General features: G+C 70.3%; 9 protein-coding genes and 1 pseudogene. 5 read left to right on the forward strand and 5 right to left on the reverse strand.

What is annotated here, in order from left to right; all coding sequences use genetic code 11:
- Nucleotides 1–11: 11 nt before the first annotated feature.
- A complete protein-coding gene (locus ACFVXA_RS02560) occupies nt 12–1,964 on the reverse strand; it encodes an amino acid transporter (RefSeq protein ID WP_383736666.1) in 1,953 nt (650 codons plus the stop codon).
- 996 nt (nt 1,965–2,960) lie between these two features.
- Between ACFVXA_RS02560 and kdpF the strand changes: the two genes are divergently transcribed.
- From kdpF to ACFVXA_RS02585, 5 genes and pseudogenes are all read left to right on the forward strand, one after another.
- Nucleotides 2,961–3,050: a K(+)-transporting ATPase subunit F gene (gene kdpF / locus ACFVXA_RS02565; RefSeq protein ID WP_266456782.1), complete on the forward strand. Its 90-nt coding sequence runs from the start codon at nt 2,961–2,963 to the stop codon at nt 3,048–3,050.
- An 8-nt stretch (nt 3,051–3,058) separates the two neighbouring features.
- Nucleotides 3,059–4,723: a potassium-transporting ATPase subunit KdpA gene (kdpA, locus tag ACFVXA_RS02570; protein ID WP_389934464.1), complete on the forward strand. Its 1,665-nt coding sequence runs from the start codon at nt 3,059–3,061 to the stop codon at nt 4,721–4,723.
- 44 nt (nt 4,724–4,767) lie between these two features.
- Nucleotides 4,768–6,861, forward strand: coding sequence for a potassium-transporting ATPase subunit KdpB (gene kdpB / locus ACFVXA_RS02575; protein ID WP_389934461.1), 2,094 nt, complete (start codon nt 4,768–4,770; stop codon nt 6,859–6,861).
- A 26-nt stretch (nt 6,862–6,887) separates the two neighbouring features.
- A complete protein-coding gene (locus ACFVXA_RS02580; RefSeq protein WP_389934458.1) occupies nt 6,888–7,556 on the forward strand; it encodes a potassium-transporting ATPase subunit C in 669 nt (222 codons plus the stop codon).
- A gap of 130 nt (nt 7,557–7,686) precedes the next feature.
- Nucleotides 7,687–8,368 (forward strand): annotated as a pseudogene (locus tag ACFVXA_RS02585) (winged helix-turn-helix domain-containing protein).
- Here ACFVXA_RS02585 and ACFVXA_RS02590 read toward each other — a convergent pair.
- The 4 genes from ACFVXA_RS02590 to ACFVXA_RS02605 form a co-directional block, all read right to left on the reverse strand.
- A complete protein-coding gene (locus ACFVXA_RS02590; RefSeq protein WP_390023831.1) occupies nt 8,331–9,872 on the reverse strand; it encodes a sensor histidine kinase in 1,542 nt (513 codons plus the stop codon). The pseudogene ACFVXA_RS02585 and the gene ACFVXA_RS02590 sit on opposite strands and share 38 nt — an antisense overlap.
- A 128-nt stretch (nt 9,873–10,000) precedes the next feature.
- Nucleotides 10,001–10,750 carry a response regulator transcription factor gene (locus tag ACFVXA_RS02595; protein ID WP_362018479.1) on the reverse strand — a complete coding sequence of 250 codons (750 nt, stop codon included), beginning with the start codon at nt 10,748–10,750 and terminating at the stop codon, nt 10,001–10,003.
- 397 nt (nt 10,751–11,147) lie between these two features.
- A complete protein-coding gene (locus tag ACFVXA_RS02600) occupies nt 11,148–12,146 on the reverse strand; it encodes a M56 family metallopeptidase (RefSeq protein ID WP_390023558.1) in 999 nt (332 codons plus the stop codon).
- 14 nt (nt 12,147–12,160) lie between these two features.
- Nucleotides 12,161–12,640, reverse strand: a complete 480-nt coding sequence (locus tag ACFVXA_RS02605) for a BlaI/MecI/CopY family transcriptional regulator (RefSeq protein ID WP_390023560.1) — start codon at nt 12,638–12,640, stop codon at nt 12,161–12,163.
- Between the last annotated feature and the right edge of the window lie 322 nt (nt 12,641–12,962).

Consider the following 12,962-nt stretch of genomic DNA (forward strand, 5'->3'; position numbering starts at 1 on the left):
CCGGACCGGCCCTAGCCGACGTGGACCCGTGGGCGGCGGGTGCGGTTCGGTTCGGCTTCGCGGAGGACCTCTCGGGTGACGGGGGCGACCTCGCCCTGGCCGAAGAGGAAGAAGCGGAGGAAGTTGGCGAAGGGGTTGCCCTCGGTCCATTCGAAGTAGATGTGCGGGGTGCAGCCGGTGGCGTCGCGGACGTAGAGCAGGAGCGCGGCGAGGGCGTTGGGGATGGAGGACGACTCCAGGGTCAGGACGCGGTAGCGGCCGTGCAGGACCTCACCGCGTACGGTCAGGCCCGCCTCGAACTCCGACGGGTCCAGGACCGTGACCTCGAGGAAGACGAAGTCCTCCTGGGCCGGGACGTCGTTGTCGGCCCGGATCTGCTCGATCTTCTCCCGGTACTCGGTGATGTCACGCTTGTCCGGCTCGTTGGCGATGAAGCGGATCCGCCGGCTGGCGATGTCCCGTACGAAACGTTCCGCCAGGTCGTCCAGGGTCACGCTGGTGACGCGCAGCTCGAAGGCGCGCGCCAGCCGGGACAACAACGACACGAGGATGATGCCGGTGATGAAGCAGGCGCCGATCTTGACGCCGTCGGGGCGTTCGATGACGTTCACGACGGTCGTGTAGAGGAAGACCGCCGAGATGACGGCGAAGGCGATCGTCCAGCCCCGCTGCTGGGCCTTGCGGGCGGCGATGGTGACCGCGATGGCGGCGGAGCTGATGAGGACGAGGACACCGGTGGCGTACGCGCCGCCCTGGGCGTCGACGCTGGCGTTGAAGATCCAGGTGACCAGGAACGCGACCAGGATGAAGACGATCACCATGGGACGGACGGCGCGTGCCCAGTGCGGTGCCATGCCGTACCGGGGCAGATAGCGGGGCATGAGGTTCAGGAGTCCGGCCATGGCGGAGGCGCCGGCGAACCACAGGATGGCGATCGTCGAGACGTCGTAGACCGTGCCGAAGGCGCCGCCGAGGTACTGGTGCGCCAGGTAGGCCAGCGCGCGGCCGTTGGCCTGGCCGCCCGGCTTGAACTCCTGCGCCGGGATGAGGAGCGTGGTGATGAAGCTGGTGCAGATCAGGAAGACGCTCATGATCACGGCGGCGGTGGTGAGCAGTTTCTTGGTGCCCCGGATGCGGCCGGCCGGCTTCTCCTCGGTGTCGCCGGACTCGCCCTCGACATGCGGCATGACCGCCACGCCGGTCTCGAAGCCGGAGAGGCCGAGGGCGAGCTTGGGGAAGACCAGCAGGGCCACGCCGACCATGGCGAGGGCGTTTCCGTGCTCGGCGGTGAGGCCGGCCGACCAGTCGGCGACCACGTGCCCGGCGGTGGCCACGTGCCAGAGGCCGGCGACCACGACCACGGCGTTCAGCGCCAGGTAGATCCCCACCAGGACGACCGCGACGCCGATCGCCTCCAGGAAGCCCTTGAGGAAGACCGCGCCCAGCAGGGCGACGAAGATCAGGGTGATCAGCATCTGCTGGTTGTGCAGGGTCGCGTTGAGGTGGGGGTTCTCCACCAGGTGGGTGGAGGCGTCCGCGGCCGAAAGGGTGATGGTGATCAGGAAGTCGGTGGCGGCGAAGCCCAGCAGGGTGAGGACGAACAGCTTGCCCTGCCAGAAGGAGAGCAGTCGTTCCAGCATGGCGATCGACCCCGCGCCGCGCGGGCTCTCCTCGGCCACCCGCCGGTAGACGGGCAGTGCGCCCGCCAGGGTGACGATGACCAGCACGATGGTGGCCACGGGGGACAGCAGCCCTGCCGCCAGGGCGGCGATGCCCGGCTGGTAGCCGAGGGTGGAGAAGTAGTCGACGCCGGTCAGGCACATCACCCGCCACCACCGCTGGCCCTTGTGCGCGGGCTCGGGCGGGGCGTGCGGTCCCTGCGGGACCTTGGCCATGTCGGACAGGCCCTCCAGCATCCACGCACGCAGGCGGCTCGGGCGGGCGTCGTGGTCGGCGGCGGCCATCGGCGTGCTCCTGACGTGCGGCTCTTCGAGCGTTTCCGGCCATCGAGGACACGGCGGAACCAGCCTATGCAGAGAGTGATTCCCGGGCCCACGGACAGCTGGGCCGAACGCATCAAGACTGCGTCAAGACCGGCCGGCCACGCACCCCCGAGGCCGTGAAACCGCCGTGAAACCGTGCTGATCCGGCCTCCCCGGACGATGCGGAGCAGCGCACAGAGCACACCCGGCTGCGGACGCATGTGATGCGGGCCTTCGCGCCGCGCCGGACAGCCGCGCTGCGGCCGCGGATCGAGCGCATCGCCCAACGCGTCGGGTTCGCGGGCGACGGCACCTACCCGGTCGGTCTGCCGGTCCGGTTCTGAGAACCGCACCGGCCGGCGGGAACGCGAACCCACGGGTGATGAGGAGACCCCGTCCGGACAGGGCCCGTCAAGGCGGTGTCAACGTCCAGGTGAGCGGCACCAGGGTGTCGTCAAGATCCGTACCGGGGCGGGGTGCCGGGGAGTTGGCTGAGGGGGATGAATGAGGCACGGGCACCGCCTCCCCGCGTACGCGGCTCTCTTCGTGTCGTGCTGTGCGCGAGTGAAGGAGCCCATGCCCCAAGTCCGTCCTGACCGCCGCCCCGGGCGCCGCCCCCGGCGACGAGGAACCCCCGGATACCGGCGAGCGCCAACCCCGGAGTCCCACTCGTTCGGCTTGGGGAAGGACACGGACGCGGTCATCTGCAGGCTGCGCTTCCGGCTGTCCTGAGCCTGTCCCGAGCCTGTCCCGAGGCGGGGTTCCGCAGCGGCCCGTCAGAGATGCGTCAAAGGCGCACCGCGCCCCGTAAGGGAGCCGTCAACGACGGCTGAATCCGGCCAGAGAGGCGCTTTCCTCTAATCGTCCGTTCGATCCGAACCTCAGCTAGGAGCTCACGATGGCCGACGTGGCCTTCGTCGTCACCACGATCGCGGTGTTCGCGCTGGTGGCCCTCGTCGCCAAGGGGGTGACGAAGCTGTGACCGCCGAGAACATCGTCGGCCTGATCGTGGCCGTCGCCCTGCTGGGCTATCTCATCCTCGCCCTCGTCTTCCCGGAGAGGTTCTGAGCGCCGCTATGAGCCCCGTCCTCGCCGGTGTGCTCCAGATGCTCGCCCTCATAGCGGCAGTGGCACTCGCCTACCGTCCCCTCGGCGACTACATGGCCAAGGTCTACTCCTCCGACAAGCACCTGCGTGTCGAGAAGTGGATCTACAAGGGCATCGGCGCCAACCCGAACACCGAGATGCGCTGGCCCGCGTACCTGCGTGGCGTCCTCGCCTTCTCCGCCGTCAGCGTGCTCTTCCTGTACGTGCTTCAGCGCGTCCAGGGCTCGCTGCCCGGCTCGCTCGGCTTCTCCTCGATCGACCCGGACCAGGCGTTCAACACCGCCGCGTCCTTCGTGACGAACACCAACTGGCAGTCGTACTACGGCGAGCAGGCCATGGGCCACGTCGTGCAGACAGGCGGCCTGGCGGTGCAGAACTTCCTCTCCGCCTCGGTCGGTATCGCCGTCGCGGTGGCCCTCGTACGCGGCTTCTCACGCGCTCGCACCGGTGAGCTCGGCAACTTCTGGGCCGACCTGGTGCGCGGCACGATCCGTATCCTGCTGCCGCTCTCCGTCGTCGCCGCGATCGTCCTGGTCGCCTGCGGCGCCATCCAGAACTTCTCCGGGATCCACGCCGTCGGCCAGTTCATGGGCGGCTCGCAGCAGTGGAACGGCGGCGCGGTCGCCTCGCAGGAGGCCATCAAGGAGGTGGGCACGAACGGCGGCGGTTACTTCAACGCCAACAGCGCGCACCCCTTCGAGAACCCCACCCCGTTCTCGAACCTCTTCGAGATCTTCCTGCTCCTGGTCATCCCGTTCTCCCTGACCCGCACCTTCGGCCGGATGGTCGGCTCGCTGCGCCAGGGGTACGCGATCCTCGCCACGATGGTCACCATCTGGATCGGCTTCACCGCCCTGATGATGTGGACCGAGTTCGCCCACCACGGCCCGGCGTTCCAGATCGCCGGCGGGGCGATGGAGGGCAAGGAGGACCGCTTCGGCGTCGGTGCCTCGTCGATCTTCGCCGTGGCGACCACGCTGACCTCGACCGGTGCGGTGGACTCCTTCCACTCCTCGTTCACCGGCCTCGGTGGCGGCATCACCATGCTGGGTATGCAGCTCGGCGAGATCGCACCCGGTGGTACCGGCTCCGGCCTCTACGGGATGCTGATCATGGCGATCATCGCGGTGTTCATCGCCGGTCTGATGGTCGGCCGTACACCCGAGTACCTGGGCAAGAAGATCGGCACCCGCGAGATCAAGCTGGCGGCCTGCTACATCCTGATCACCCCGGCCCTGGTGCTCGTCTTCACCGCCGTGGCGATGGCCCTGCCCACCCCGGGCCACTCGATGACCAACAGCGGGGCGCACGGATTCTCCGAGATCCTCTACGCCTACACGTCCGCTGCCAACAACAACGGCTCCGCCTTCGCGGGTCTGAACGCGGACACGCAGTGGTTCAACACCACCATCGGCATCGCGATGCTGCTCGGCCGCTTCGCGCCGATGATCTTCGTGCTGGCGCTGGCCGGCTCGCTCGCCGAGCAGAAGCCGGTCCCGGCGACCGCGGGCACCCTGCGGACCGAGAAGCCGCTGTTCACGGGTCTCCTCGTGGGCGCGATCCTGATCATCACCGGTCTGACCTACTTCCCCGCCCTGGCACTGGGTCCGCTGGCCGAGGGGCTGGCGTCATGACCACTCGTACAGAGAAGACCCGCTCAGAGAACCAAGAGGACTCGATGTCCACAGCCACTGCGACCCGGGCGCCGCACAGCGAGGTGCCGACCGGCCACAAGGACGAAGGACGTGTCGGCGCGGGTCTCTTCGACCCGAAGCAGCTGCTGAAGTCGCTGCCGGACGCCTTCCGCAAGCTCGACCCGCGGGTGATGATCAAGTCCCCCGTGATGTTCGTGGTCCTCGTCGGCTCGGTGCTGACGACGGTCTTCTCCTTCAATGACCCGGGCGACTGGTTCGGCTGGGCGATCAGCGCCTGGCTGTGGCTGACCGTGATCTTCGCCAACCTGGCGGAGGCGGTGGCCGAGGGACGCGGCAAGGCGCAGGCGGAGACCCTGCGCAGGGCCAAGACCGACACGGTCGCCCGCCGTCTGGCCAAAGACCGCGAGGAGCAGGTGCCCGGCACCGAGCTGCGCGTCGGCGACCTGGTCGTCTGCGAGGCGGGCGACATCATCCCGGGCGACGGTGACGTCGTCGAGGGCGTGGCGTCCGTGGACGAGTCGGCCATCACCGGTGAGTCGGCCCCGGTCATCCGCGAGTCCGGCGGCGACCGCTCGGCCGTCACCGGCGGCACGAAGGTCCTCTCCGACCGGATCGTCATCAAGATCACGACCAAGCCGGGCGAGACCTTCATCGACCGCATGATCGCCCTCGTCGAGGGCGCCGCACGGCAGAAGACACCCAACGAGATCGCGCTGAACATCCTTCTCGCGTCGCTCACGATCGTCTTCCTGCTCGCGGTGGCCACGCTGCCTCCCTTCGCGGACTACGCGGGCACGCATCTGACCCTGGTCGTGCTGGTGGCCCTCCTGGTCTGTCTGATCCCGACGACGATCGGCGCGCTGCTCTCCGCGATCGGTATCGCGGGCATGGACCGGCTGGTCCAGCGCAACGTACTGGCGATGTCCGGCCGTGCCGTCGAGGCCGCCGGTGACGTCTCCACCCTGCTGCTCGACAAGACGGGCACCATCACCCTCGGCAACCGTCAGGCCTCCGAGTTCGTGCCGGTGACCGGCACCACCGAGGCCGAGGCGGCCGACGCCGCCCAGCTCTCCTCGCTGGCCGACGAGACGCCCGAGGGCCGCTCCATCGTCGTACTGGCGAAGGAGAAGTACGGACTGCGCGCGCGCCACCAGGGCGAGCTCGCGGGCGCCGAGTGGATCGCCTTCACCGCCCAGACCCGGATGTCGGGTGTGGACGTCGACGGACGCAGGATCCGCAAGGGCGCGGCCGGTTCGGTCATCGCCTGGGTCCGGGAGCAGGGCGGCGAGGTGTCCGAGGACGCCGACACCCTGGCCAACCGGATCTCCGAGGCGGGCGGTACCCCGCTCCTCGTGGCCGTCGACGACACGGAAGGCGCCCGGGTGCTGGGCGTCATCCACCTCAAGGACGTCGTCAAGGAGGGCATGCGGGAGCGGTTCGACGAGCTGCGCCGCATGGGCATCAAGACCGTCATGATCACGGGCGACAACCCGCTGACGGCCAAGGCGATCGCCGATGAGGCGGGCGTCGACGACTTCCTCGCGGAGGCGACTCCCGAGGACAAGATGGCGCTGATCAAGCGGGAGCAGGCGGGCGGCAAACTCGTCGCGATGACCGGTGACGGCACGAACGACGCGCCCGCGCTCGCCCAGGCCGACGTCGGCGTGGCGATGAACACCGGTACCTCGGCCGCCAAGGAGGCCGGGAACATGGTGGACCTGGACTCCAACCCCACCAAGCTCATCGAGATCGTGGAGATCGGCAAGCAACTGCTGATCACCCGGGGCGCGCTCACGACGTTCTCCATCGCCAACGACGTCGCGAAGTACTTCGCGATCATCCCGGCGCTGTTCGCGGCGGTCTACCCGGGCCTGGACAAGCTCAACATCATGCACCTGTCCTCGCCCGACTCCGCGATCCTCTCGGCGGTCATCTTCAACGCGCTGATCATCATCGCGCTGGTGCCGCTCGCCCTGCGGGGTGTGCAGTACCGGCCGGTCAGCGCGGACAGGATGCTCCGCCGCAACCTCGGGATCTACGGCCTCGGCGGCCTCGTCGCGCCCTTCATCGGCATCAAGATCATCGACCTGATCATCTCCCTCATCCCCGGGCTGTAATTTTTTGAAAGCGTGCTGAGATCACCATGAACAACTCGGTTACGAACACTGCCCGGTTGCTCTGGGCCGGCCTGCGGGCCCTGCTCGTCCTCACCGTCGTCTGCGGTGTCCTCTACCCGCTCGCCGTCACCGGCGTCACCCAGGGCCTGTTCCCGGACAAGGCGAACGGCTCGGAGATCAGGGCGAACGGTACGGTCGTCGGCTCCTCGCTGATCGGCCAGTCCTACAACCTGCCGCTGAAGAAGGGTCAGGAGACCCCGGAGCCCGACCTGAAGTGGTTCCAGGGCCGTCCGGCGAACGGGCTGGGTGTGAACTCGGTCAACACGCAGTACACGCTGATCCTGTCCGGCGCCACCAACCGTGCCGGGGACAACGCCGAGCTGATCAAGTGGGTCAAGGACGCCAAGGCCGCGGTCGTCAAGGACAACTCGACCGCCGACTACAAGGTCAAGCCCTCCGAGGTCCCCGCCGACGCGGTGACGTCCTCCGGCTCCGGCCTGGACCCGGACATCTCCCCGGCCTACGCGGACATCCAGGTCCACCGCATCGCGGAGAAGAACGACCTCCCCGTCGCCCAGGTGCAGAAGCTGGTCGACGAGCACACCGACGGCCGTACCCTCGGCTTCATCGGTGAGCCTCGCGTCAACGTCCTCGAACTCAACATCGCGCTCAAGGCACTCGTGGCGAAGAGCTGATGGCCTTGCGCGCACCACGCGGGAGTTGGCGGCCGAGGACCACCCTCGTGCCCGCCGACTCCCGCAGCCATGAAGCCGGTTGCTGCTGCTCGCTCACCGGCCTCCCGTACGACAGGAAAGGCGCACACCGATGACTCGGTTGCTGGTGGTCGAGGACGATCCACAGCTGGTACGTGCGCTCGTGATCAACATGCAGGCCTGCGGGTACGGAGTCGACGCGGCCCCCGACGGCGCCACGGCGCTGCGGCTCGCCGCCGCGCGCGCCGGCCCGACGTGCTCGTACTGGACCTGGGGCTGCCCGACATGGACGGGACGTCATCAAGGCCCCGCGCGGCTGGACCCGTGTGCCGATCCTGGTGCTGTCCGTGCGCCGGGCCTCCGACGAGAAGGTCGCCGCGCTCGACGCGGGCGCCGACGACTACATCACGAAGCCGTTCAGCATGAACGAGCTACTGGCCCGGCTGCGCGCCGCCGTCCGCCGTACGGACGCCCTGCCGGTCGCCCCCGAGACCGTTCTCGTCACCACCGACGACTTCACCGTCGACCTGGCCGCCAAGAAGGCCACCCGCGCCGGGCACGACGTACGCCTCACCCCGACCGAGTGGCATCTGCTGGAGATCCTGGTCTGCAACCCGGGCCGCCTCGTCACGCAGCGCCGGCTCCTCGAGGAGGTGTGGGGCGTCCCCTACAGCAACAAGACCAACTATCTGCGGGTCTACATGGCCCAGCTCAGGCGCAAACTGGAAGCGGATCCCTCCCACCCCCGCTACCTCGTCACCGAGCCCGGCATGGGCTACCGCTTCGAGGCATGAGCAGGCGGAACGTGCAGCCCTCTCCGGGGGCGGTGTCCAGTTCCAGGCGGCCGCCGTGGCCCCGCGCGATCGCGGCGGCGATGGCGAGCCCGAGCCCGCTGCCGCCCTGGCTGCGGGAGCGGGAGCGGTCCACCCGGTAGAAGCGTTCGAAGACGCGCTGGGCGTCCTCGGGTTCCAGGCCCGGCCCTTCGTCGGCGATCTCCAGCACGCTGACGGGGATGCCGTACGGAAGCGGTGGCGTCGCGCTGGTACGGCCCGGGCGGTCCACGCCACCGGTGTCCGGACCGGTGAGGCCCGTTCCGACGCGTACATGGACGGGGGTGTCCGCGGGGGTGTGCGTCCGCGCGTTGGACAGCAGGTTCTCGACGACCTGCCGCAGCCGGTGGGGATCGCCGACGGTCTCCACCAGCTCCAGCTCCTCCGTCCCCGTGGACATCCCCGTGGACGCGCCCGTGGACGCGCCCGTGGACGTGCCTTTGCAGAGGGGCTCCAGACCGATCGGGCGGCCCGGAGCGCCCAGGGCGGCGGCGCTCACCGCGTCGGCGGCCAGCGAGAGCAGGTCGACGGGGTCCCGGCGGTAGGACGGCTCCTGGTCGAGTTGCGCGAGCAGTTGCAGGTCGTCGACGAGCAGGCCCATGCGTTCGGCGTTCTGGGCGATCAGCCGGTTCGCCTCCCGCCGGCCCTCGGCGGACTGGTGCTCGTGGCGCAGGGCGAGTTCGGCGAAGCCCTGGATCGTGGTCAGCGGGGTGCGCAGTTCGTGGCCGGCGTCGGCGACGAAGCGGCGCAGTCTGGCCTCGGAGGTCTCGCGTTCGCGCAGGGCGCCCTGGAGCCGTTCGAGCATGGTGTTCAGGACCCGGCCGAGCCGCCCGGTCTCGGTGCGCCCGTCGGTGTCGGGCAGCCGCAGGTCGAGATTGCCGTCGGTGATGTCCTCGGCCGTGCGCTCCATCCGGGTCAGGGGAAGCAGCCCGAGCCGGACGACCCAGCGGCCGAGCAGCACGACGCAGGCGATGGTCAGGGCGAGCAGGACGCCGTCCACCAGGAGGATCTTGGAGGTGGCGCCGTCCACGGTGTCCATGGGCAGGGCGACGACCGCCTTCATACCGTCGGGACCGCCGCGCAGGACGACCCGCCAGTGCCCGCCGCCCGACGTGGCGGAGACGGTGGTGGGCCGTCCCGGCGTCAGGCCGAGGCCGTCGGCGGAGGAGGACAGAGCGGGCGCCGAGGGTTGCGGGTCGCCGAGCGTGGCGGCCAGGAGGCGGCCGTCGGAGTCGTAGAAGGAGACCCGGAAGTCGGAGGGCAGGGAGCCGGGGGTGGTGAACCTGCTCGGGAACCCGTGTCCGCTCACCGCGTCGCCGTACGCCTTCTGGGGTGTGCGGAAGCCGGTGAGCTGGTTGTCGAGGCTGTCCATCAGCCAGGACCGCAGCACGACGAAGCCGACGACCTCGGCGGCCAGCACGGCGGCGGTGGCGACGACGCTGATGCCGAGGACGAGACGGCGCCGCAGGGAGGTGGGGCGGCGCGGCCCCGTGCGCGGTGTGCGGCGTGGCCCCGTGCGCGGTGCCGCGCGCGGCCCTGTGCGGGGTGCCCCGTGCGGCCCCGTGCGCGTCGCCCGGCGTGGCGGGAAACGCCGCTTCACCGGTCGGCGGCCTGGGCGTGCTGGCCGTGATCGCGGGGCAGCCGCAGGCAGTAGCCGATCCCGCGGACGGTGTGGATGAGCGGCGGCCCGACGCAGTCGATCTTCTTGCGCAGATACTTCACGTACGTCTCGACGATGCGTGAGTCGCCCGCGAAGTCGTAGCCCCACACGTGCTGCACGATCTGCGTCCTGCTCAGCACCCGGTTGGCGTTGGCCATGAGATAGCCGAGCAGCTGGAACTCGGTGGGGGAGAGCGGCACATACCGGTCCGCGCGGTGCACCTCGTGCGCGTCCTCGTCGAGCCGGAGGTCGGCGAAGAGCAGGATGTTCTCGCCCGCCTCGCCGGACGGCGACTCCTCCGCGCCGGTACGGCGCAGGATCGCCCGGATCCGCAGCAGCACCTCCTCGATGCTGAACGGCTTGGTGACGTAGTCGTCCCCGCCGGACCGCAGCCCGGCGATGCGGTCGGACACGTCGATGCGCGCGGTCAGGAACAGCACGGGGGTGGTGATGCCGCCCGCCCGCATCGACCGGGTCACCTCGAAACCGTCCAGGTCCGGCAGCATCACGTCGAGCAGGACCAGATCGGGTCCGAACCGCTCGACCTCCCGCAGGGCGGCCGCACCGGAGTCCGCGCTGCTCACCTCGAAGCCGGTGAGCCGCAGCGTGGACTCCAGCAGGGCGCGGATACTCGCCTCGTCCTCCACGACGAGGAGCCGGTGCTTGGGCGTGGAGTGGTCGGCCATGGTGCCGACTCTCCCCGGTGTTCATGAGGGGCGGCTTGCAGAAACCTGGGGGTTCGCTGAGAGCCGCCCATGCGGGGGGCCTGTGCGGGGGCCTGTGCGGGGGCCTCGACGGTCCGTGCCGGCCCTTGACCGGAAGGCCCCGGGCTCCTCCACTGTGGGAGCCCGGGACCTGCCCGCACTTGACTGAGACGGGACGCACGGGCGACTCGCACGCTAAGGACGCCGCGTGGGAGACGCCGGGACGAACGCTGGGAAATCCCTGTGGACGAAATCCCGGTGGACGAAATCCCTGTGGACGATCCCGGTGGAGGAAAAGTGCGTGGCGGAAAAGCCGGTGGAAGAAATCCCGGTGGAGGAGAAGCGGGTGAGCCGCCGCACGCCGGCGTCCCGTACCGGGTCAGCGGGCGGGCAGGGCGATGTGGTGCGGGCCGTCCATGTCGAGGTGATGGTGCTCGTGGTGGGCGACGCCTGCCACTTCCAGGAAGGCGTGGAGGTCGTGGGTGGCGGCGACGGTGGACAGGACGGTGAGGGCGAGGACCGCCGTGGTGGCGAGGACGAGTTCGGGGCGCCGGGCGAGCGGCGGGGCGAGGAGGGCGGCGACGCGACGCGGGACCGGTCCCGCGCCGGCGAGCGGGTTGCGGCGGCCGAGGATGCCCAGGAGCGGGGTGGCGGAGAGGCGCGGAGCCGTGCCGTGGGCGGCCAGGGCGGCCTTGCCGACCGCGCGGGCGACGCGGACGCGATCGCCGGTGGCGCGGACCGCCTGCTCGTCGGCCCAGCGTTCCACGGTGTAGCTGACGGCGGTCGCGAGGGGGCGCAGCAGCGGATTGGCGGCGGCGCCGAGCCCGGCGAAGGCGACGAAGAGGTAGTGGTGGGCGGCGAGATGGGCGCGCTCGTGGGCGAGCAGGATGTCGTGCTCGGTCTCGTCCAGCGTGCGCAGCATCCCCGTGGAGACGACAACGCGGCCCGGCAGTCCGGGCAGCGCGTACGCGTCGGGCGCCTCGTCCTCGACGATGACCAGCCCGTTGTGGGCGGGCATGCACGCGGCCTCCCAGACGGCGGCGGCGAGGGAACGGGCGCGCCGCCAGAGCATGCGGGCCGCGGTGACCAGCGCGCCGCCGAGCAGCAGCCCGGCCAGCAGGGCGACGGGCGGTTCTGCGGGGTCGTAGAACCGGGCGGTGCTGGCCGACCAGTGGCCGAGCCCGGCGAGGAACGGGATGCCGGTCAGCCCGGTGATGGCCAGCAGGCCCAGGGAGATGGTGGTCGCCGTGCCGAGTATCAGCGCGGAGGCGGTGAGCAGCCAGGTGGCCAGGCGGGGTTCACAGCGTTCGGAGAGCGGGCGGGCGCCGAGCGGCGCGATCACGGACAGCAGCAGCGGGAGATAGACGTAGATGCGCATCCGGGCCGGCCCCTCTACCGGTCGCTGCCCGCGTCGGGTCCGAGCAGCCGGTCGCTGCCCGCGTCGGGTCCGAGCAGCCGGTCGCTGTCCGCGTCGGGTCCCAGCGGCCGGTCGCTGTCCGCGTCGGGTCCCAGCAGTTGGCGCAGCAGGTCCGCGTCCGTGTCGGACAGGCCGTCGGCGAAGCGGGCCAGCACCGCCGCGCGGTCGGGGCGCTCCTCCAGCACGGTGCGCATCCGGCGGGCGGCGAAGCCGGGGTCGTCGGTGACGGGGGAGTAGGCGTAGGCCCGGCCGCGCCGGGTGCGGTTGAGCAGCTGCTTGGTGTGCATGCGGGTGAGGATGGTGACCACGCTGCTGTACGTCAGCTCGCCGCCGAGTCGTTCGGTGACCTCGCCCGGGGTCAGCGCGCCCTCGGCACGCTGGAGCAGGCCGAGGATCTCGTTCTCCCGCTCGCCGTTGGCCCGCTTCGGGCCCCGCCCCTGGATGTCGCCACTCATCGTTTGTTTGCCGTTCCCTCGCCCGTCTTCTACAGTCGTGTAGAACTTCTACGGCGGTGTAAATGCTGCCGTGGTCCGAGTCTGCCATGCGCGTGTGCCGGGGGGAAAGCTCCGTCCCCCAGGGCGGGCGCCGGGATCCCGGAGACCGACTCCGAACTCCCGGGCGGGCCCCAGGAGCCGCGGCAACCCCGCACGCCTGCCGCGACCGCCCCGCGTCACCACGCCTTGCCTCGCCCTGACCTGCTCTGTCCTCTCCTGACCTGTCCTGACCTGACCTGCTCCGTCCTGTCTGCCCGTCCTGCTTCGCCGCGCTCGTGTCACT

Origin of the sequence: Streptomyces sp. NPDC058246, from assembly GCF_042881985.1 — a bacterium.
GTDB lineage: Bacteria > Actinomycetota > Actinomycetes > Streptomycetales > Streptomycetaceae > Streptomyces.